Consider the following 22,615-nt stretch of genomic DNA (forward strand, 5'->3'; position numbering starts at 1 on the left):
TGGTATTAAATTTATTGTTTCCAACGGGAAAAATATCGCTCCGCACTTGAAAGTCCATAGTTAATTAATAATCCCAACAAGGAGATTGTCAAAATACCGGCATACATTTCCGCGATTAGGAAATTGTACTGGGCATACGTAATAAAATAACCCAGTCCAGCTTTTGCACCCACCATTTCGGCCGCAATCAACACTAAAATCGCTCCTGTACCCGCCATGCGGATTCCTGTAAAAATTGTCGGTACTGATGCGGGTAAAATCACCTTATAAAACAATTTAAAAGATGAGATATTCATCGAACGTGCTGATTTAATTAATAATGGATCCACATTTTTCACGGCAGAAATCGTATTTAATAATACCGGCCATGTACAAGCAAATAAGACAATGGCAATTTTGGACACTTCACCGATTCCTAAAATTAAAATAAATACCGGCAGTAATGCCAATGCCGCTGTATTGCGGAACAATTCCAAAATCGGTGTGAATAAATCCCGCGCCAACGGATACCAACCGATCAATAATCCCAAAGGAATGGCCACTGCTAATGCCAGGATAAAACCGAATAATGAACGCAAAATGCTTGCTTCAAAGTGTCTCCACAATTCTCCCGTCACCAGCAAGTCCCACCAGGCACGTACCACCTCCGAAAATGGCGGTAAAAATGTTTTTTCGACAAGTCCGTACTGCGGCGCAATTTCCCATAACAAGACAAATAGTATGAGTACAATGGATTTTTTAAAGGCTTTTCCCAAAAATGATGTTGAATGGGCGGACGCCTTTTGTATTTTCCCTTTCCCATCCAGTTGAACCGGTTTGTCAAATGATACCATTTACATAACCCCTTTCTTTTAAATATGTGCCCCTATAAATTCCGGCTCATGCAACAGATTCCATACCTCATGCCGTTTCTCCACAAATACCGGATTCGACTTAATATCCGCATCCTCCAAACGATGTTTTAGCGGAATATCCACGATCTTTTTCACCGTGCCTGGGTTCGCTGTCAGTACAACCACCCTTTCCCCTAAATAAACCGCTTCATCAATTCCATGGGTAACAAATATAATCGTTTTTCCTGTTTTTTGCCAAATCCGCAGCAACTCACTTTGCAATGTTTCCCGGGTTTGGGCATCCAGTGCGGCAAACGGTTCATCCATTAAAAGCACATCCGGGTCAAATGCCAAACTCCGTGCAATGGCTATCCGCTGTTTCATCCCACCGGAGAGTTCATGGGGATATCGGTCGGCAAACTTTTTTAATCCTACCAAATCCAAATAATATTCCGACCGCTCTTTCCATTCACTTCTTGGAATCCCTTTTGCCTCCAACCCGAACTCTATATTGCCCCGCGCGGTTTTCCAAGGAAACAACGCATATTGTTGAAACACAATTCCTCTATCCAACCCTGGACCCGTGATTTCACGGCCATCAATCAAAAGGCGCCCTTTCGTAGGCCGGGTTAAACCAGTCAACAAATCAAGCAATGTGGACTTCCCGCATCCGCTCGGACCCACTAATGTTATGAACTCCCCTTCTTTTACGGAAAAGTCGATATCCCGAATGGCGGTAAATTCCCGTTGTGCGCCTTTTTTCTTTTCATCCCGAATAAAAAAGGTTTTCGTGACCTTTTCGAATCTGATTTTATCCATTGCTTACCTCCTTAAAAAACATTTATCAATATATTCACTATATTTATAGTGCATAATGCTGGGTCGTCCCTCCATAATCGTGTCTTAAGGAGGGACTACTTGGTTCTTCCAGCAAATTAATTTGCAGTTGAATGATGCCCTCAACGAAAGGCAACCTGGACCATTTAGGATAAACATATTTTTAAACCGGAGGCTCCCCTACCCATCACCTAAGATAAAGGAGCCTCCAATGAATTCAGAGGGGGTTACTATTGTGTAATTTTTGATCGGATAAACGGATTGACAGGTCGTTTCAAGCCAAGATTTTCTCGCAATGTTGTGCCTTTATATTCCGTTTTGAAGATGCCCCGGCGCTGCAATTCCGGAATGACAAGCTCAACGATATCTTTAAAGCCTTCCGGGAATGTTGGCGGCATGATATTAAAGCCGTCCGCCGCTTCGTTTTCAAACCATTCTTGCAATTGATCCGCCACTTGCTCCGGTGTCCCCACAATTTCACGATGACCGCGGGCGCCTGCAATATTGTTATATAATTCACGCAACGTTTTTAGCCCTTTTCTTTCGACAATGCCCTTGACGATATTCGTCCGAATGTTTGGATTTGTACGATCACGTTGTTGACCTACGAAATCCGGAATTGGTCCATCAAAGTCATAATCCGATAAATCAAATCCAACATAATTGGATAAATATGCTAATCCTACATCCGGCGTAATATAGTTGTTCAATTGTTCATGTTTTGCTTTCGCTTCTTCTTCTGTTTTCGCTACTATAATAAAAGCACCCGGCATAATTTTTAAGTCTTCCGGATCGCGGCCGTATTTTGCCAACCGGCCTTTGACATCACGATAAAACTTTTGCGCATCCTCCAGTGTCTGCCATGCGGTGAAAATTACTTCCGCCGTTTTTGCGGCCAATTCTTTTCCCGCCTCCGACGAACCTGCCTGCACAATGACCGGATGTCCTTGCGGTGTAGAAGGTGCATCCAATGTACCCTTCACTTTAAAGAATTTTCCTTCATGGTTCACTTCCGTCACTTTATCCAAGTCATAATAGCGGCCACTTTCCTTGTCGATAATGAGTGCCTCTTGATCAATGGAGAACCATAGTTTTTTCACCACTTCCACAAATTCATTGGCCCGTTCATAACGCTCTGCATGGGCATAATGCTCATCGCGGCCAAATAACAATGCTTCCCGTTCATTTGCGGATGTCACCACATTCCAAGCCGCACGACCGTTTGATAAATGATCAATCGCCGCAAATTTACGGGCTACGTGGAATGGATCATTATAAGACGTTGTCAATGTCGCCGTTAAACCGATATGTTTCGTCACCGCCGCCAACGCAGAAATGATCACAACAGGGTCCAACTTTAAACCGGAGTGGGCATTCTCCAAAATCGGTTGCCCAAAAACATCCGCAAAAAATAAGTTATCAAACTTGCCTTGTTCAGCAATTTGGGCAATTTCCGTCAAATAGGATAAATCTGTGATTTTTCTTACCTCTGTTTTCGGATCTCTCCAACTTGCCACATGATGGCCTGGCAAATTAACGAATGCGCCTAATGCCAATTGTCTTTTTGTCATATCTAATCACTCCTATTAATTTAGTTGTATTTAATGCGGTATTTTTATGAGGATTGTATCCATTTGTATACCGATCCCCGGCTATTTTCCTTTTGAAGAAAAAGCCCCAACAGTAGACTTGCCAAAATAGAATAATAACTTTATAAGGACAACTGTTGGCACTTTTCCGTTTTACAGCCACCAAAAATAAATTATCCCAATCAATTTACTCTGTTTATAATTCAAAATTTCCAGTAATTCACTTTTCGTCTTCGCCTAGATCATGAAACACTCCATACTACATTGATCACTCAATGATCCCCACCTCCGAATCAAAATAAAAAGCTCCCTTATCAACACATTGATAAAGGAGCCTCTAATTGGTTTAGTTGGCTTATTATTATTATTGAATTTGATATTTATCATAAATAAAAGGCTTCACATTGTCAACTATATTTTTCTATTTCTATAAAATTAATTGGAATTATATACTTTTGATGATTTTTCTTACCCGTCTTTGATTTTCCCAGAAACATTCACTCCCGCCTATGAATACGATAGTTAATAAAATATGACTAAAGGATGTGGAAAATTGTCAAAAAGGAAAGTAAATCCGAAAGATCCTGCAACAGTTCCAAAATTTGTGACACCTTTGCACAAACCGCCTGTCGCCAAACCGACACCTCATCCTGACTATCCAGCCAATTCCTATGTTGAAATCACAATGAGGGAAGCATATCATCGATTTCATCGGGACTTCCCTTTAACAAAAGTCTGGGGATATAACGGGCTCTACCCAGGCCCCACAATCGAGGCAAGAAAAGACAAAAAACTTTACGTGAAGTATTTGAACAAACTTCCAAAAAAGCATTTCCTTCCTGTCGACCGCTCACTGCACGGCGTGGGAAACTCTCCGGAAGTCCGTTCCGTTGTCCATCTCCATGGAGCCAATGTTAATTGGGAAAGCGACGGCCATCCGGAAGCTTGGTATACACAAAATTATGAATATACCGGACCGAAGTTCAAAAGAAAAGTTCATGAATATACAAACCACCAGCCGGCAACCACCCTCTGGTATCACGATCACACAATGGCCATGACAAGATTGAATGTATATGCGGGTTTGACCGGTTTTTATATCATCCGTGATTCATTGGAAGACCGTTTAAATTTGCCAAAGGGTGATTATGAATACCCCCTTCTTCTCCAAGACAAGTCTTTCAATGAAGATGGTTCGCTGTTTTATCCAGACAGACCGCCGGAAGATGCACCCTTCCCTATTCCGACTCCATTTATCCCAACCATAGTGCCATTTTTCAACGGAGACTTGATGGTTGTAAACGGAAAAGTTTGGCCTTATTTGGATGTGGAACCCCGAAAATATCGATTCCGTATTTTGAATGGCTCCAACAGCTCCACTTATAATATTCAGCTCGAAAACGGGGCGCCTTTGTATCTTATCGGTACGGATGGAGGATTCTTGGAAACGCCGGTTGAAGTCACATCCATCGAATTGATGCCGGCAGAACGGGTCGATGTCATTGTCGATTTCTCCCGATTCAAAGGGGAAAAAATCAAATTGATCAATACTTTATTTGATGAAGACCAACCGAAAAGAGATATTATGCAATTCCGTGTGACGAAGCCATTAAAAGGAAAGGATACGAGTGAAATTCCGGCGAAACTTGCAGAAATGATGGAATTACATGATCATCATGCCCATGTCATCCGAAAATTGCCCCTATCTGTCGGCAGTGACAAATACGGCCGAATCATGATGATGCTGGATAACAAAATGTACCACGATCCATGTACAGAAAAACCGTCCATGGACAGCATCGAAATTTGGGAATTTATTAATGCGACGCCTATTGCCCATCCAATGCATATTCATTTGGTTCAATTCAAGATTCTCGATCGTCAGCCATTTAATTTGGAGCTATACCAAGAAAGCAATGGAGAAATTCTGGAGTTTACCGGTGACCCGGAGCCGCCACGAGGTTTTGAAAAAGGCTGGAAAGATACAGTAAAAGCTCCCAGCGGCATGGTGACAAGAGTCATCATGCATTGGAAAGAACATACAGGCAACTATATTTGGCACTGTCACTTGCTTGAACATGAAGACCACGACATGATGCGCCCGATCAAAGTCATAGAAGATACACACCCGGTTCAGCAACATGACTGATCCTTTTCTTATCCAATTGTTTCAAAATTTGGCTCCCCCTCTTCACAAAACTACATCTCAAGACCTAGAGCGAAATAAAGCCGCAGGGTGTTGTTGTCCCTCCCTTTTTTGTCTAATATAAACATAAACCAATATTTAGGAGGGAGAACTCCTGTGAAGAAAATCATTTTAGCCATCGTCATTTTATTGCTGCTCATCAGTTTGGCTTTCAATGTCCCTAATTGGTTCTTATCCCAGGAACACCGGGCGGAAGTAACAAACAAAATCGATTCCATCGAGCTGGATATCAAAGGTGTGGATACAACCATCATTTCCAAAAATCAGGACTATGTGGAGGCGGAATTAAAAGGAAAAGGGAATGTCAACCTTAACAAAAAAGGTGATACAATTGAAATAGAATATCATCGCCAGTGGTTTTCATTGCTGAATTTTGGAAGAAAAACAAAATTGACGGTTACGATTCCTGAAAACTACGACCGTGATTTAAAAGTGGAAGTGGGATCCGGAAACATTGATTTTAAGTTGTCGGATGATACTGTACTGCAATCATTGGAATTGGAAGTCGGTTCCGGAAATATTGACATCGAATCATTAAATGCAGGAAACGCCTCGTTGGAAGTGGCTTCAGGGAATATAGATATGAAACATTTTACCGGAGAACTGGATATTGATGTCGCATCCGGAAATGTATCCGTCCAAATGGATAAGTTGGTCGGTAATATCGAAACGGAAGTAAGTTCGGGACGCATCGTCCTCGATTTACCGGAAGATAGCGACTTTACGTTAAACGGTGAAATATCAAGCGGTACAATCAAAAATCGTTTTCCTCTGAAAAATGAGGAAAGCGGAAATAACCGTTTGCGGGGAACATACGGTTCCGGTAAATACCGGATCGATTTGGATGTATCCAGCGGTACCATCGAAATAAAATGACATCAAAAAACCAAGGTGCCTGCAAGTCCATAGTAAGACTTGAACTTGTAAGGCCACCTTGGTTTTCTATTATCGTCCGCAACACTTTTTATACTTTTTCCCGCTTCCGCAATGGCAAGGATCATTCCGGCCGATTTTCGCGCCCACTGCCACTTTTGTTTGTTTAGGTTTGGAAAGCTCCGACAATTCTTTTGGGGTAAATCCCCGATTGTCCCAAGTTCTTGTTGCATTCGCCACGGAAAATAACATTCTTGTCACTTCGTTCACTTCATTGATATTCGCAAACACAAATTGATTTAAAAATTCCCTCATGGTGATGTTGAATTTATAATTCATGGCTTTCATTTTCCAACTGAGTTCACGCAAAATTTCCTGAACGGATTTGCTTTCCCGGCTTTCCGCCCTTTCAAGCCAATTTGCCAATTCCCGGTGATATTTTGTTTCTTCATAATAGAGTTCATTTTTATAGCAAAGCAATTCTTCCTTATCCGGAATGTAATAAGGCTTTCCAACTACAACCTGCTCCAATTTTTCCGTAATATTATTTTCTTCCAGGATTTTATGGATAAACCGATCCATTTTTACAACGACATTGGATTCCTCGAGCAGTTTTTTATAATGTGCATCTGTTGTAATGGCTTGCAAATCTTTGTTTGTAATTTTCGGCTTGTTGTGCAAATTGTAAATGTGTATCACTTTATAATTTGGAATAATGCCATACAGATTCGTGCAACTGACAATGTAATCTAAAATCAAGTCTTTATTTGCCACTTTTTCCGCATCGACCACTTCCGAACCACGATATTTATCGGATAACACCACGTAATTTTCATGATGAATCTGTTCCCATTCGGTCTTTTTAAATTTCACGTGTTTTAAGGAATGATTGATACTTTCTATATTTAACGGCTTATATCCGACCCTCTCCGCCCATTCACGGCTTATTGTATATCTTGGATGATTGGGATCATGAATAATTTTCAGAAATTCCATATATCCAGCCGCTCCCCCGACGTCTTCAGGAGGCGCCATGCCTCCCCCATCCAACAAAGTCGGGTAGCCAAAGTAATAATCGTCCACTGTGTCCTCCAAAATAACCGAAATTTTCCATTGGTCTCCAAAATCGTATTGATAAAGCAGTTTTCCGTGTTTCTCAATATATGGATCAATTTTAATGCGAGTTGGCTGCTTGACCTTCTTTCCATCCGTTTCTTTCTGTTCAATAAGTTCCGTATTATTTGTGATGATGACGTCCTCCATAGGAAAACTAAAATCATGGTAAGGTTCCATGCGGCTTTTAAAATTCGTTACATATTGGATTGTTTCATGCAGTCGATTGAATGTAGCTCCAGCGGGTATGATGATCCGTCGCCAAACTTCTGGTGTTATCCCTTCAAACGATAATTTTAAGATATAAGCTTTCATCGTTTCACCTTACTTTCTACTAAATAATACTGGTCCGAAAATTTCCTATAATATTATATATAAATAACCTCTCAAAAATAGAAGTTTCAACAATAAAAAAGCAGCCAAAGTCAGCTACTATAATTCAGCCATCTTTTTTCCACAATCATGAACGCTTCTTCCAAATAATTCTTCAATTCTTGGAATCGATCAATTTCAGGCGACTTTTGAAAATCTTTCTTGAGGATTGCCAAAAACTCCAACAGCTTATGTTCTTCCATAGTGGAATGGTTATAATTATCGATTAAGTCATCCAGTAAATGGAAGGGAATTTTATTTAAAAAATCAGGACTCCATAGCCATCGAAAGGAAAGGATTTTTATCGCTTCATCGTTGCCCAATATCGAAGTTAAAACAAATGCCATGCCATAGATTTTTTGCCATTTTTCTATATTACCCAATAATTCTCCATCTTTGAATCCGCTTTTTTCAATGATGTGATAAGCGTGATCCAAAAAATGATAAAACACATCATAGGTTGCCAGGTTTTTCGCCTCTCCCCGCCCTTCAAAATACGCCGCCGAATTGAAATAGCGGTAAAGCGCATTCAAAATCCTGGCATTTCCGTAACGGATCTTTTCCTGCAATTTCGTTACAATTTCTTCCGGATTGATATCGATCATCGGGACACCCGTTTCTTTCCGCACATCCAATTTCAGCTCCAGAAATAAAAAAATTTCATTTAAATAAGGCAAAATATAGTCTTGGGTTATTTCTTTATATTCTTTTGCTTTCTCCATTCTCTTTATTTGAATATATAAAACCATCTGCGAGAGAATGAACATAACAAAAACGGTCAAAGCAATGGCAGCCATGGCCACCCCAATCCCCCCCTTATTCGTTCTGTAAAAAAAAATTACCTGCTTCGCAACAAAATAGACACAACTTTATAGTATATATATTGAATTCAATGAAAAATTATTCGAAATTTTGCAAGTTTGTGAGATTCGTTTTAGGAAGTCGAATTTAAGAATCGCTATTCAGGCGGATTGGGCTAAAAATAGTTCATGTAATCAATTTACACTATCTTCTATAGTTTCATTTTCTATCAATGAAAGGATCAACTTGAAACGAGTTGGTTTACCTTATCAATTTAGAGAATTATGGTTAAAACAGGGGGGCAACAGCAAAACCTTTTGCTCGCAATGGCAAAAGCGGCTGTTGCTGACTACCATGGGAAAAAGGACGTCAAACAGCGGAGGAAATGAATGCCGCAGATGGGGAATCTGCCTTTTTTCTCTACAGATCAAAAAGCGAATTTCATCTTCTTTTATTAGTTACTTTATTTGTTCACAAAAATTTTACTAAAATAACTTTTGACTTCCATCCGAAAGTAGTAGTAATTTAGTCTTGTAGAAAAATTAATAGACACTATATTTCGGAAATGGGGGGTCTAAAGATGGATAACATTTTTTGCAATTTGTTCAAGATCTTCTCTTATACCTTAATGAAGGAAAAGCTGCAGGGATTATTGAACTTATCAGAGAATTCCTTGCCGGTATGTGAGAACCGCCCAACAAAACACCTTCGATTATTCCTTGTGATAATCGAAGGTGTTATTTTAATTTACCTTTTTTAATAATTTTTCTTTAATTTCTTCAATTTGCTGCAAATGCCGCTCTTCATGATAACCGATTAACAAAACCCATTGACGTATGGACAATAATCCATATCTTCTATGGATAAAGGACTTATTCTCCAAATCTTCTTCGCTGACCCCTTCAATGCTCTTTATCAACGCTTCCCTTGAATTGTTTAATTTTCGTTCCAGTTCATCCAACGTTTGAAACTTGTCAGAAGGCGTCAAATCATCCGGTGCCACCCGTTTTATTGTGCGATCCAGCATTTGATGAATGGGTTTTTCTTCGGTAGGATTATATTCATTTTTTGATAGCGTTTCCATGATTCCGTCCACTGTATTCATTTCCATTAGATACAGATGTTCCAAAACTTGGGCAATGGACCATTTCCCTTTTCCGGGCTTCTCATTTAACTGCTCGTCAGACAAGTGGCGAACACTATTCAAAACTTTTTCACGGGCTTTCTGTATTTTTTCAATCATGTCTTCCCTCCTCCATTCTTTTTAATGATTATTCTTTGAGAATAAAAAAAAGAACCCATTAATTCGTCAAAAAAATGAACTATGTAGAATAATGATGAAGGGTTCCCTATGTTTAAAGGGATTCATAAAATCTTCCCCTTTAAACATAGGTTCCTTTTTATGGATTAATAGCATTGGAAGAATGCGATGCGTTGGCGATTTAGAACATCGTATACCCAGCCCCGGTTTCCTCTCCAACGGAAACCGAAAATGGAGTTTCCTAAAGCAAACACCGGATAAAACCAGAAACTATTGCCATTCGTCAACCAAATAAATGTATTGCGGAAAAAGCATCTTCCTATTCCTCTGCCACCGCTTCGGCGACTAAATTCCGCAGTTCCTTGGAAAGAGCTTAATTGAGGTGTAAAACTTGGTGGCGGGGCTGTTGGAGGAGTCATTTGACCTCCAAAAGGCGGCATACCTGGTGAACCTGGAAATCCGCCTGGTGTTCCCGGGAATCCACCGGGTGTGCCTGGAAATCCGCCTGGACCTCCCGGAAACCCTCCTGGTGTCCCTGGGAAGCCACCAGGTGTCCCCGGAAATCCGCCTGGCCCCCCTGGAAATCCGCCTGGTATTCCAGGAAACCCACCGGGTGTGCCTGGGAAACCGCCTGATCCTCCAGGAGCACCTGGTCGCCCTCCCTGAAAACCTCGACGACTTACATTGTCATCTTGAAATTGATTAAAAAAATTCCCATTATAGTCATCATTGTTGTATGGATACATTTTTTTCCCCCTCTACTTCAAACTATTTTCAATGTATGCCATACAACCATCACTGCATGGGCAACTATGCTGGTCCATGGAAAATTGGGGGCTTTTCCGTATTAAAAACCTTTTTTCGAAATCACATTTTGCTTAAAGATGGATCTTGTAAAATATGCAAAATTACCTATTTCCTACACCGACCGTTTATACCTAGTTTATTAATATGTTTAATTGGTATTATATCAAAAAAATACCCGTTTATAAAGGTTGCTTTTTCGGCGTTTTGCAAACCATTTTGAAAATTGTTGAAACTTATTTGAATCCATGCTTATGGCGAAACTTATTTTCAATTAATTCGTACATATTAATAAAAGGTTCGTGTTAAGGAGGAAGCCGAGCATGATCGAAAAATTTTTCAAATCCTTCAGTGAAAAACGCAACTCCTCTTCCAACTATAGAAGATACACAAAAAAGCATAATTATTATGGACATCATTATTATAAACGGGGACATAAAAGCAGCGGTTTTTTCCGTTCCGGTAGCTTCTTCAGTTCAAGAGGTTTCTTCAGCAGTTAAACGATGATTCGGGATTTTCTTGAAAACAAGTACCACCGTTTGTTCCAAACATATATAAGTGACCACACAAATTATTCTTTTTCAAAGGTACTCGGTTGTGGCGCTTACGGAATAACCTATCTATTAATCGAAGAACATACCGGAAAAAAATATGTCCTGAAACGTTTAAAAACAAAACATCGCAATTCCAAAAAAATGCGCCATCGATTTCAAAAGGAAATTCAAATTCTTAAAGAATTGGATTTGCCCTTTGTCCCCTCCGTGATTGTGGTTGGTGAACTTGAAAATATCCCTTTCTTCGTGATGGATTATATGGAAGGCCGCACCTTTGAACAAACGATTTTCGAGGAAGGCAATGTCTACTCCCTTCCTGAATCCATACACATATTAAAACTGCTTCTTCAAATGGTTGTCCAAATTCACAATAAAGGAATCGTACACCGTGATTTAAGGATTCCCAACGTCTTAATACACCAAGGAAAACTCTCCATCATTGATTTTGGGTTGGCCACTTATCTGAATCCGAATGAAACCATCGATATGGTCAAGAATCCGAAAAAGGCGGAAAACCATTGCAGTGACCTATATCTCCTCGGCCATTTCCTGCTCTTTTTACTATACTCCGACTATACTCCGACAGAAAGCAGAGAAAGATGCTGGCAAGAAGAATTGCAATTGCCTGAAGAAGTGAAAAACTATATTGAACGTTTGCTTTTGATGAAGCCTTCATTTCCAAGTGCAGAGGAAGCATTGCGCTCCCTTCCTGTTGTTTAGCCATACAAAAAGTGGCCTTTCACAGCCACTTTTATTTTTTTTGACACGTATTAATTTTAAATAGCGAATATAACGGACAATACTTCACCAGTCCCGTAATCAGAGGAATCAATCCGATTAATCCGAGATATTTAAGATTTCCCTCCAATATAAACAGTAACGACAGGATGGCCAGGCCAAGAATAATACGGATGACCCGATCGGCAGTACCAACATTTGAACCCATGTGATAGCCCCCTTTTTCCATTTTTATTCATAGTAAATAACAGGGGCCGATTTCTCAGTGACAAAATCACGATTTCACGAAATTTACAATTTTTTATCTTTCATCAACTCTTCCAGTTTACTTCTTTCAACAACGGTCACTTTCCCCCTTGAGAGTTGGATCCACCCTTTTCTCTCCATTTCTTTTAATAGACGGCTGACCACTTCCCGCACTGTACCGATCTCCGTCGCAATTTTATCATGGGTCGTTTCAATCAAATCGCCGTCATTTTTTGTATATCTTAATAAATGCTTTACCAGTCGCTCATCAATGCTTTGAAAAATCACTTCATCTATTATTTTTATCACTTCCAGGAACCTGAGGCTTATCGTTTTATAGATATATTCTTGAAAATGCGGGTTTACTTCCATTAATAATTTGAAATCCTGATAGGGAAGGATGATGGCTTCCGCATCTTTCTCCACAGTGGCTGTCAAAGGATAGGGTTCATTGGAAAGAATGCTTGTGACCGTTAAAATACAAGTTTCTCCTGCATTTACCCGATAAACGCTCATTTCTTTCCCGTTTTTTCCAAACTTCGAAACCCTTATGCAACCTTTCGTTACAAATGGGACACCTGCACAACTGTCCCCTTCATGAAAAATCGTTTCGCCCTTCGGAAACTTTTTCTTCACATAATTTATTTTCATTTCATTTGCACTGATACCCTCAAAAAAAGGAAATAGTTCTTTGTAACTCTTCAATTGTTCCATAGCGCCACTTCCTAACCTTTGATTCTTCATCCGGGCTGCAACCAGGGGAGAAGCTATTCTTTATCGCCGTTATTATAAGGAATGATTCTTTGCTTACTACCATTTTAAAATAAAACAGATTACCTGGCAGTACTTTATTTAACACAAAAAAAGCCGTCTCCATTGAGAAGCGGCCTTTTATCATTTTATTGACTATATCCCTAAGTACTGATTAACCAAAAATACCTTAAAAACTTGCTCCGTTTATTGCAACCTGTTGTCTTACCGATTCAAATGCCAAACCGTTCCAATTCAATACATTTTCAACAAATCCTAAACTGTCCGCATGGTATCTTCCTGCAATCTGTTCCATCGTCAACAATGAATATTTCCCGTCGCCGGCCAAATCAATCGGATAAATTCCGCTGATCGGATCTACCCACCCTTCAATCGGTTCTTTCAGCTTTCCATTCCCGTTGTAAATTTCATCTAAATATTCTTTTCCTTTATATTGAATATTTAATATATACCGCATATTTGGGTTTCTGCTTGTCACAACGACTTCGGCAAAGTTTCCATACTTCACTTCATATTGGCGATCTTCATGAAATTTTATTGAATCAAAAATTTTCCCTAACTTACCGCTGATAAATGAAAATACATAAGCATAGACAATCGCTCCGCTTCCTCCCGATTGAACGGTCACCAAAATATCGTCCACCCGATCGCCTGTCAAATCACCCGTCCAAATAGTCGGATTATAACCCGCCACTTTTTTTAAATGATAGACTGATATTTCATGGGTAAAACCATTTTGCACAACAAGGCTCATGTTGTTGAGTAAAGGGCTGTCATTCAGTTTGGTGGCTATCAAAAAAATCCCATCAGCAATTCCATCACCTGTTACATCACTGAATTGATAAGCGACAACAAAGGGGCCATTTGTTTGGGAGGCGGGCGGAATAGGTTGTAACATGCCGCTTTCCCACTGATATTGCCGATATGGAAACATAGTTGTTCCTCCTAAAAGTTAAAATGCCATTACTTATTGTTATGTACATACCGGCAAATTGGTTCTTCTATTGAAAAAAGCTTGAGTTTTCACTCAGGCAACATCCCTTTTCTTTTCACCCATGTCCATAAAATAACCGCTATGATGATCAATCCCAAATAGCCCATGATGGAATATACCGTTCCTACAATGGTTGTAAATCCTATAAAGCTCGCAAAATATGCGGCCAATGCGGAAAAAATGACGAACAGTTTATAGTTTTTGGATTTTGGAGACACAAAGCGCACAACAAAAGAATAAAGTACCCCCACTGCTGTGCTATAAATCATTACTATTAAAGTGATGGCCATCAATATGCCAAAGACGGGATGAACATCCATCGCAATCCATAGCATCGGCATCGGCTTCCCTATCATTGCATCCATTTTTGAAAGCAATGCAACAAAAACTAATAGAATGAGGACACCAAGCAAAAAGCCTCCAATGATTCCGCCCATCCCCGCCTCTCTCTTGCTTTTTACCGTGCTGCCCATTACCGCAAGCATGGGCAGCCCGACCGCCAAATTGTATGAAACGTATAACAAAGCTCCAATCAACCAATGCCCTGTGGACGGTGATTGCGCCATTTGCATCTGTTCTGTAAAACCGCTGTCCATGGAACCAATGGACGCAATTGCAATGATGGCGATAATGACGATTAAATACGGTACAGTAATTGCGAGGATAGCAATAATTTTTTCCACGTTGAACATCAGCGTAATTACTGAAAACCCCATCATCAGCAGACCGCCAATGACACCATTCATTCCAAACAGCACGTCAAAAGCGCTTGCCGCCCCCGCAAACATGGCAACAGTGATGCAAAACGAAAACACTGTGATGAGGCAATCGATGATGGATCCAATCGTTGGACCAGCGATAAAAAGTACAACTTCTTTATGGGATGCGGTTTTTAAAGAATGGCCCAGCATTGCAATGCTCATCCCCAAAAATGCAAATAATGCGCTCGCAACAGCAACACCGAAAAGTCCGTGCCAACCATGGGAGAGAAAATAATACATGATTTCTTGTCCTGAGGCAAACCCTCCCCCTATCATTAATCCGACAAAGGCTCCCCCAATTTTTATACTATTTCTCACCATTTCCCCCATTTCTTTTCAAACATATGGAAAACTTTCATATATAATTATAGGTTTTTGAAGAGACCGTATATTTTTCAATCGCTTTTCGATTTGGCTCATAACCGATGCCAACTGTTTGGGGCACCCGAATTGTCCCATCCTCGACAACCACTTCCGGCTGGATGATATCCTCTTCAAAATAGTGACTTGACCCGGCAGTATCTCCGGGCAAAACAAAGTTGGACAGGGAGGTTAAAGCGATGTTGTGTGCCCGGCCGATCCCAGCCTCCAGCATCCCCCCGCACCATACCGGTATGCCCTTGGATTTGCAATAGTCATGGATTTTGATTGCTTCCGAGATCCCCCCAACCCGTCCGATTTTGATGTTTATGATGCCACAGCTGCCCAGTTCAATAGCTTTCCGTGCATCTTCCAAAGATAATATACTTTCATCCAAACAAATGGGTGTTTTCAACTGTTTTTGCAATGTCGCATGATCGACGATATCATCATAGGCTAACGGCTGTTCAATCATCATTAAATTGAATTCATCCAATTGTTTTAATATATCAATGTCCTTTAAAGTATATGCGGAATTGGCGTCTGCCATCATCGGAACATCCGGAAATGTTTCACGGAGTTTTTTGATGACTTCCACATCCCACCCCGGTTTTATTTTCACTTTTATTCTTCTATATCCTTCGGCAATATATTTACCAACGACTTCTATTTGCTTTTCAATCGTCGGTTGAATCCCCAGGCTGATGCCCACATCTATTTTTTCTTTGGTTCCGCCAAGAACTTTTGCAAGGGGTTGATTGGATGCGATCGCATAAATGTCCCACACCGCCCCCTCGATGGAAGCTTTCGCCATTTTGTTTTTCCGGATGCTTTCAAACAGTTTTGTTACATCGTTGGGATGGCTGATGTCCTTCTGCAAAATAATTGGAATAAGGAAGTCCTCCAGCATATGCCAGCAGGTTTTTACGGTTTCCTCTGTATACCAGGGCGCCTCAAAAGCGACGCATTCCCCAAAACCGACGATTCCTTCTTCCGTATGGACCTCCAATAACAAAAATGATTTATCATTGATTGTGCCAAAACTTGTTGTAAATGGATGTTTCATCGGCATTTTCAAGTGACGAACAATAATTTTATTAATTTTCATCGTTGTTTTGCCCCTTTTTTATAAACATATGTTTCTATCGTTATAAATTCGTTGAAATGAAATACCCGCTTTATACTACATTTATCATAAAACGGCCAATTTAAAAAAACTCCAATATTCCTAATTACATTTCTCTGTTTTTTCACTTACAATTAAAAAATATTATATATCATTTTTAATTATTGTTTATATATCGTTGTAAAGGGTATTTTTTACTATAAAAATAAGAAAAATGTCCAACAACACCCTTCGGACTATACTAATGTAATTTTTTCTAAATTATGAACTTGTAAATTTTGTATTGAAATTATGATTTTTTATGGTAATACTTGTGTTATGAAAGGAGGTGAGAAAATGAAAAGAATATCGGTAATCATAGCAGCCGTTGTTCTCGTGTTAGGATCGCCTTCTATTTCATTTGCAAAAGATCTTGAGATTTCCGACAATGAGAGTGCGGGATCAAATACATTGAGCGTTTCGTCAAACGAAGTGAATGTTGACGGAGGACTTGCTGAATATGCCTACACTGATGTGGGGAACAGTGATAATTCGGTAAATACCCATTCAGGACTGGAATCAACTCAGGAAAAAACAGCTGCTGATGCAGGGCTTCTAAATGACTTAGGCACTAAAGTTGAAGAACAAATTAAAACCGCCGAAAATACAGTAGATGCAAATAATGCCGTTGCCGTTGAAAAAGAAAACTTAAGTGCCACAAGCCAAAAAGAAGCGAGCATCCAAGCTGATAGCCAAATAAAAGCTGACCAAAACAGCGTCGATTCTGTTGTGAAAGTGAAATCAAATAAACCGCTGCTTAGTGTCAATCTGTTAGGTATAAACATTAGTATCGGGAACAGTAACTCACTAATCAGCATTTCGACTGAGGGTGGCAAAAGCGGTTTGCTTTCCTTGGGAGTATCCGATTTATTGGAAGTCGGTCTTCTTTCTGGCCAGTCGACACCAGAAGGAAAATTGACTGATGGAAGCGTATTAGACCTCGGATTAAATACAAAATTATTAGGAAATGCAAACGTCAAGCTGCTTTCAGCAAAAAACGACGCACAACAGAAGTCCGGTGGCGTTCTTAATGTCGGTATTCAAAACTCCATGTTATTGAAACCGATCACCGGAGACGTTAATTTAGGTCTTCTTTCAGGTAGCGAGAGTCAAGAGGGAGAAACGAAAAAATCCAGCCAAGGATTATTAAGTTTAGGCTTGAAAGACTCTATGCTGCTTGGTGATTTAGGTGTAGGAGTTGTTTCTAGTAAGAGTGAAGAGAAGGTAGGAGAATCGTCGCTATCTAAAGGTGTTCTTCAATTAGACTTGAACAATAATCTTTTAGGTAGCAATCACGTTGGTCTCCTTGAAACGAATAAACAAACAAAAGGAGACGTAACGGTTTCCCAATCCGGGATTGTTGCAGTCGACCATTCATCCAATGTCGTGGGAGACCTTCATCTTGGCGTTGGGGAAGTAAATCAGTATCAATCACCTACTCTCACAAAAACCGAATCCGTACTTGTTACGGCTAATCTCACTCACTCATTACTCGGAAACAACCGTCTCGATGTTCTAGGAACAACAATTACCGAAACAGAAAACTCAAAGTCCATATCAGGTGGGATTGTCAGCATCGACTTATTAGATGAAACCCACATTGGTATCGGAGAATATCAAAAAACAATCCAACCGCCTTCCGGCAAGGATGGAAAAGGTGGAAAAGACGGACAATCCAACGGAGGGAACAACGATTCTTCTAACAATCCAGGAAACAATAATTCTGGAGGAAATTCCGGCAATCCAGGAAACAATAATTCTGGAGGAAATTCCGGAAAAGATTCCGGCAACTCTACAGGAAACATTCCGAACCCTAATGATGGAAACGGTTCTGCAAATACGCCTGGAAACGATTCAACAAACAAAGATGGCGTAACAGCAAATGAACCATCCGCTAATGTTGACAACAAAATTGTAGACAATTCAAACCCTACAGTTGGTCAACTATTGAATGAGTTGTTAAATAACGGAAAACAAATGATCATTAGTGGTGCAAGCAATTTCATTCAAGCGATTGAAAGAGCAACAGAAACACAAAGAGAAGTAAGAGAGAGAATAGGAAATCTTTCATCACCAAAAGAAATTGCACCAACTCAAAGTCATTCGAATTCCAATAGCAATTCCTCCGGTTCATCTTCCAATGGATTTGATGGCCAATCTCAAATTGTTGGATATATCTCACAAGATATATTAAAGTCAATAGCTGATAAATCAAGATTAAAATCTCTTGAAATAGCCTTATCGGATCAATGGCTGAAACCACCGTTAGATAAACCTCCAATTCAAATCTCCTTCTTTTCAATCTAAAAAAATAAAAAAAGAAGGAGAATGATGAATGGAAAACAATATCGTTGTTAAATCGCTAAGAGCTGCATTGTTTGCCTTAGTGTTGACTTTAAGTTTCGTAGTTTTCTCTGATAATGTTCACGCTGAAGAAACAACAGCGGGAGATCAAACAGCAACAAAAAATAATGATTTAGTTGGATCTCTTACAAATACTGCTACAGATTTAGTTAAAACTTTAACTAATTCTCTTACAGCAAATAATACAGATACAAAATCCAACACAAACACAGCTGCAAACACAAACACAACTACAAATACAACACAAAATAATCAACAAGGCGACAATAACAGCACAGGAGGTAATAACACTAACTTACCACCTACAGTGACAAAAGATCCTACAAAACTTCAAGACACAGACGACAGTAATGCGCTTGTAAAAGTTAGACTTGGCGGAAATCTGTTAGGTGGATTGTTAGGTGAAGTGAAAGTTGACGTGCTAGGTTCCGAGCAAAGCAAAGACGGATCTTACACAAGTTCTGGCATTGCAAAAGTGGATATTAAAGATTCCAAATTATTAGGTAATGCACACGTTGGAGTTGGTGAATCCACAACAACTAAATCAGGAACTAATACTACTCAAAATTCCGGATTAGTGTTAGCCGAAGTTTCCAATCCAATCCTTGGAAATATTGATGCCGGCGTACTTCAATCAAAACAAGTAACTGATAAAGATTACAAATACAATTACAACGGCGTTGCCAATGTAAACCTAAAAAATACGCCTCTTGGCGATGCACACGTTGGTGTAATTGAAAAAGAAGAAGTTGAAACAGATAAATACATTTATACTCACAGCGGTTTAGTTATTGTTGACACTAAAAACACTCCGCTTCTTGGAGACGTTCATTTAGGCGTTGCAGAAGATGAAAAATACGTAAGTAAAAACCAACAAGGTAACAACAATAATAACAACAACAATAACAATAATAATAACAATAACAACAATAATAATAACAACAATAATAACAACAATAATAACAACAACAATAACAACGGCGGAGACAACAATAACAACAATAACAACAATAACAACAACAATAACAACAACAATAACAACAACAATAACAACAACAATAACAACAATAATAACAACAATAATAACAACGGCGGAAACAATAATAACGGCGGAAACAACGGCGGTGGATCTAATAACGATAAAAACCAAACTACTCCATCTGGCAACGGAAAAACTGGCGGCAACACACCTTCTGGAAAAGGCGGTACAAACAACACAGCTACATTACCAGTAACTGGTTCAGCTATTGACTCAACAGTATTACTATTCGCTTCAATGCTATTAATCTTATCGGGGTTGGCTTTAAGAAAACGTTTCAACGAAATAATCTAATTTGAGAGGGTGCCCCGCCCTCTTCTTTTTTACAATTAAAAAGGAATGAGAACATGAAAAGAAAAATCGGAAACCTATTGTTATTGATTGGTCTTGCCATTCTTGCATTTGTCGCTTTTACGAAAATAAAAATATATTATGAACAGCACAAGCTCGAGAAAGAATTCTCATCGATCGAGTTCGCCACTTCCGAAGATGATTTGGGCAATACGGAGCCAACTTCTTTCAATGATGGGGATATGATTGGAAAGCTTACGATTCCAAAAATTGACTTGACAACCCCCATCGTCGAAGGAGCCAGCCAAAAAAATATGGAGAGTGCTGTCGGTCATTTGACTAATAGCAGCCCGTTATCTTCATTGGGAGATAAAAACAGCAACTTCGCAATTGCCGGACATCGTACCGCCACATTTGGAAAGTTCTTCAACCGTTTGGACGAACTTGAAAAAGGTGATGAATTCATTATTGAGACTAAAACAAAAAAATATACCTTTAACGTCATCAACAGCCAAATTGTGAAACCTACAGCCGTTGAAGTCATATTGCCAGTGGAAGATCAATCTTTAGTAACACTCATTACTTGTCACCCAATTTACTCAAATAAATACAGGCTCATTATCACAGGCGAATTTAAAGAAGTGACGGATAAAATGTAAACGACCATTTTTCTATTTTAGAAAAATGGTATTTTTTTATGTAACTTTAGCACTTTCATTTTCCCCTCATATTTTAGTAATTATAGACTTTTATCTCTCAACAATCTAGTAAAAATTTTCTTTAATTATTAAAAATCTGGCTGATTGCCCCTTCAAAAAACTATTAAGTGAATATGATGTAAATGAAAGGAGGTGAAAACAAAATATCAGTATAAGATTGTACGGTAATCTCTCAGAAAAAATCAGATATGAATAACATCTTTTAAATATCAAAGAAGGATACCCATTTCCGACATTGTGAATATGAGCAAATACAGCCTTTGATAATAAGTCAACATCACTTTTCATCATGCAATTGAAAGAGCCTGTATTTGTTTCATATCTGCCCCCTCACAATCGGAATGGTCTGGACGCGAATGTATCCTCAACTGTTACTTCTTATCGTTGGCTGATGGTGGATTTTTTGAAATTCAATGTTGTTTCCTCCATTGTAAATAGGATAGTCTCTCCGAATTCGCATTCCCATAATATTGAAACACCCCTTTCGACGACGAATGGTCCGTATGAAAAATTTTCTTCCACAAACTCCATATCATGTCAGGATGGTGAACCGCCATCCTTTTTTTTGAGTTTTTTTATTGAAAGTTCTATTTTATGCAAAGAATTTATAATTTCTTGACTGTTTCCCCTAGTTAAGGTTTAAATAGGAATAGACCTTTTTCAACTCTCTTCGCCAAACCTTGATATATAAGCATCTTGCAAGAAATCGATAGAATTTACTCTAAAGGGGATATTTATGAATTCAAAATCACAAAAAATAGCATTGGCATTGGTCCTCAGCAATATATTCATCACCTTTGTCGGCATCGGCCTCGTCATCCCTGTCCTGCCATCACTGATGAACGAATTATCCATAAGCGGTACCGTGGTGGGAAATATGGTTGCCGCCTTTGCGTTGGCACAATTGATAGCCTCTCCTATAACAGGCAAATGGACCGATAAGTATGGACGGAAGATCATGATAATAGTCGGTCTTTTTTTATTTAGTTTTTCCGAGTTTTTATTTGGTATCGGGAAGACCCTTGAAATCCTTTTCCTTTCTCGGATATTGGGAGGAATCAGCGGCGCTTGCATCATGCCTGCCATTACGGCATTTATTGCGGACATCACTTCAGAGAACGAACGCCCAAAAGCCCTTGGTTTTATGTCTGCCGCCATTAATACAGGATTTATCATAGGACCCGGTATCGGGGGATTTTTGGCGGAATTCGGCATTCGTGTTCCATTCTTTGCCGCCGGTGTTTTAGGAGCGGTTGTCGCCATTGCTTCCATCTTCCTGTTGAAAGAACCGGAACGCAGGGAGCAACCGGACATTATGAAAGGGCAAAAGGTCGGCTGGAAACGTGTTTTCATGCCAGTGTATTTCATCTCTTTCATCATCATTTTCCTTTCGACTTTCAGTTTGTCTTCCTTTGAATCATTATTCAGTCTCTTTGTCGATCACAAATTTGGATTTACCCCTCGGGATATCGCCATCATCGTGACAGGGGGCGGAATAGTGGGAGCAATTGCACAAATTCTTTTGTTTGATAAATTGACGAGACGATTGGGGGAAATCATGGTCGTCCGTCTAAGCTTAATATTGTCCGCATTACTCGTTTTTGTGATGACCATCGTCGATTCTTACTGGTCTGTCATGTTAACCTGCTGGATTGTTTTCGTCGGATTTGATTTGATTCGTCCCGGAATTACATCATACCTTTCAAAAATTGCGGGAGATGAACAAGGGTTTGTTGGCGGCATGAACTCCATGTTTACAAGCATCGGAAATATTTTCGGGCCGATTATCGGCGGTATTTTATTTGATATGAATTTTAATTTCCCTTTCTATTTTGCAACCATTATCCTGGTTGTCAGCATCACCATTGCAATATTTTGGAAAAAGCAAACCCCATCGACCGAATAAAAAAGGTTATCCAGATTC

At 39.5% G+C, this 22,615-nt stretch carries 20 protein-coding genes; 9 read left to right on the forward strand and 11 right to left on the reverse strand.

The window, feature by feature from the left end; all coding sequences use genetic code 11:
• Window positions 1-11 precede the first annotated feature (11 nt).
• The 3 genes from NSS77_RS04715 to NSS77_RS04725 form a co-directional block, all read right to left on the reverse strand.
• Window positions 12-833, reverse strand: a complete 822-nt coding sequence (locus NSS77_RS04715) for an ABC transporter permease (RefSeq protein ID WP_342470612.1) — start codon at window positions 831-833, stop codon at window positions 12-14.
• An 18-nt stretch (window positions 834-851) separates the two neighbouring features.
• On the reverse strand, window positions 852-1,652 hold the full coding sequence (locus NSS77_RS04720; protein WP_342470613.1) for an ABC transporter ATP-binding protein: 801 nt from the start codon (window positions 1,650-1,652) through the stop codon (window positions 852-854).
• Window positions 1,653-1,900: 248 nt separating this feature from the next.
• Window positions 1,901-3,241, reverse strand: coding sequence for an LLM class flavin-dependent oxidoreductase (locus NSS77_RS04725; RefSeq protein WP_342470614.1), 1,341 nt, complete (start codon window positions 3,239-3,241; stop codon window positions 1,901-1,903).
• Window positions 3,242-3,791: 550 nt separating this feature from the next.
• Here NSS77_RS04725 and NSS77_RS04730 point away from each other — a divergent pair.
• Together NSS77_RS04730 and NSS77_RS04735 are read left to right on the forward strand one after the other, a co-directional pair.
• Complete coding sequence (locus NSS77_RS04730) at window positions 3,792-5,408, forward strand: multicopper oxidase (protein ID WP_342470615.1); 1,617 nt, start codon at window positions 3,792-3,794, stop codon at window positions 5,406-5,408.
• Between the two features lie 153 nt (window positions 5,409-5,561).
• A complete protein-coding gene (locus NSS77_RS04735) occupies window positions 5,562-6,341 on the forward strand; it encodes a DUF4097 family beta strand repeat-containing protein (protein ID WP_342470616.1) in 780 nt (259 codons plus the stop codon).
• 69 nt (window positions 6,342-6,410) lie between these two features.
• On the opposite strand, the gene NSS77_RS04740 is transcribed toward NSS77_RS04735, so the two are convergent.
• The 3 genes from NSS77_RS04740 to NSS77_RS04750 form a co-directional block, all read right to left on the reverse strand.
• Window positions 6,411-7,766, reverse strand: a complete 1,356-nt coding sequence (locus NSS77_RS04740) for an SEC-C metal-binding domain-containing protein (RefSeq protein WP_342470617.1) — start codon at window positions 7,764-7,766, stop codon at window positions 6,411-6,413.
• Window positions 7,767-7,876: 110 nt separating this feature from the next.
• Window positions 7,877-8,626 (reverse strand): hypothetical protein, encoded by a 750-nt coding sequence (locus NSS77_RS04745; protein ID WP_342470618.1) that lies wholly within the window; start codon window positions 8,624-8,626, stop codon window positions 7,877-7,879.
• Window positions 8,627-9,366: 740 nt separating this feature from the next.
• The gene (locus NSS77_RS04750) at window positions 9,367-9,867 is read right to left on the reverse strand and encodes a DinB family protein (protein ID WP_342470619.1); all 501 of its coding nucleotides are present in this window, start codon (window positions 9,865-9,867) and stop codon (window positions 9,367-9,369) included.
• Window positions 9,868-10,279: 412 nt separating this feature from the next.
• On the opposite strand from NSS77_RS04750, the gene NSS77_RS04755 reads away from it, so the two are divergent.
• The 3 genes from NSS77_RS04755 to NSS77_RS04765 all read left to right on the forward strand — a co-directional run bounded on the left by NSS77_RS04755 (window position 10,280) and on the right by NSS77_RS04765 (window position 11,963).
• Window positions 10,280-10,591, forward strand: coding sequence for a hypothetical protein (locus tag NSS77_RS04755; RefSeq protein WP_342470620.1), 312 nt, complete (start codon window positions 10,280-10,282; stop codon window positions 10,589-10,591).
• 421 nt (window positions 10,592-11,012) lie between these two features.
• Window positions 11,013-11,189: a hypothetical protein gene (locus tag NSS77_RS04760; RefSeq protein WP_342470621.1), complete on the forward strand. Its 177-nt coding sequence runs from the start codon at window positions 11,013-11,015 to the stop codon at window positions 11,187-11,189.
• A 3-nt stretch (window positions 11,190-11,192) separates the two neighbouring features.
• A complete protein-coding gene (locus NSS77_RS04765; protein WP_342470623.1) occupies window positions 11,193-11,963 on the forward strand; it encodes a protein kinase in 771 nt (256 codons plus the stop codon).
• 31 nt (window positions 11,964-11,994) lie between these two features.
• Here the strand turns inward: NSS77_RS04765 and NSS77_RS04770 are convergent, their stop codons facing one another.
• From NSS77_RS04770 to menC, 5 genes are all read right to left on the reverse strand, one after another.
• On the reverse strand, window positions 11,995-12,189 hold the full coding sequence (locus tag NSS77_RS04770) for a DUF2892 domain-containing protein (protein ID WP_342470624.1): 195 nt from the start codon (window positions 12,187-12,189) through the stop codon (window positions 11,995-11,997).
• A gap of 83 nt (window positions 12,190-12,272) precedes the next feature.
• Window positions 12,273-12,941, reverse strand: coding sequence for a Crp/Fnr family transcriptional regulator (locus NSS77_RS04775; RefSeq protein ID WP_342470625.1), 669 nt, complete (start codon window positions 12,939-12,941; stop codon window positions 12,273-12,275).
• A gap of 226 nt (window positions 12,942-13,167) precedes the next feature.
• A complete protein-coding gene (locus tag NSS77_RS04780) occupies window positions 13,168-13,932 on the reverse strand; it encodes a VCBS repeat-containing protein (protein ID WP_342470626.1) in 765 nt (254 codons plus the stop codon).
• Between the two features lie 89 nt (window positions 13,933-14,021).
• The gene (locus NSS77_RS04785; protein WP_342470627.1) at window positions 14,022-15,071 is read right to left on the reverse strand and encodes a hypothetical protein; all 1,050 of its coding nucleotides are present in this window, start codon (window positions 15,069-15,071) and stop codon (window positions 14,022-14,024) included.
• 37 nt (window positions 15,072-15,108) lie between these two features.
• The gene (gene menC / locus NSS77_RS04790; protein ID WP_342470628.1) at window positions 15,109-16,221 is read right to left on the reverse strand and encodes an o-succinylbenzoate synthase; all 1,113 of its coding nucleotides are present in this window, start codon (window positions 16,219-16,221) and stop codon (window positions 15,109-15,111) included.
• A gap of 354 nt (window positions 16,222-16,575) precedes the next feature.
• On the opposite strand from menC, the gene NSS77_RS04795 reads away from it, so the two are divergent.
• The 4 genes from NSS77_RS04795 (at window position 16,576) to NSS77_RS04810 (ending at window position 22,597) form a co-directional block, all read left to right on the forward strand.
• On the forward strand, window positions 16,576-18,585 hold the full coding sequence (locus NSS77_RS04795) for a hypothetical protein (protein ID WP_342470629.1): 2,010 nt from the start codon (window positions 16,576-16,578) through the stop codon (window positions 18,583-18,585).
• Between the two features lie 28 nt (window positions 18,586-18,613).
• Window positions 18,614-19,975 (forward strand): hypothetical protein, encoded by a 1,362-nt coding sequence (locus tag NSS77_RS04800; protein ID WP_342470630.1) that lies wholly within the window; start codon window positions 18,614-18,616, stop codon window positions 19,973-19,975.
• Window positions 19,976-20,028: 53 nt separating this feature from the next.
• Window positions 20,029-20,631 carry a class D sortase gene (locus NSS77_RS04805; RefSeq protein WP_342470631.1) on the forward strand — a complete coding sequence of 201 codons (603 nt, stop codon included), beginning with the start codon at window positions 20,029-20,031 and terminating at the stop codon, window positions 20,629-20,631.
• Window positions 20,632-21,427: 796 nt separating this feature from the next.
• Window positions 21,428-22,597, forward strand: a complete 1,170-nt coding sequence (locus NSS77_RS04810; RefSeq protein ID WP_342470632.1) for an MFS transporter — start codon at window positions 21,428-21,430, stop codon at window positions 22,595-22,597.
• The last annotated feature ends 18 nt before the right edge of the window (window positions 22,598-22,615 follow it).

Source organism: Ureibacillus sp. FSL K6-3587, from assembly GCF_038593165.1.
Taxonomy (GTDB): Bacteria; Bacillota; Bacilli; order Bacillales_A; family Planococcaceae; genus Ureibacillus; species Ureibacillus suwonensis.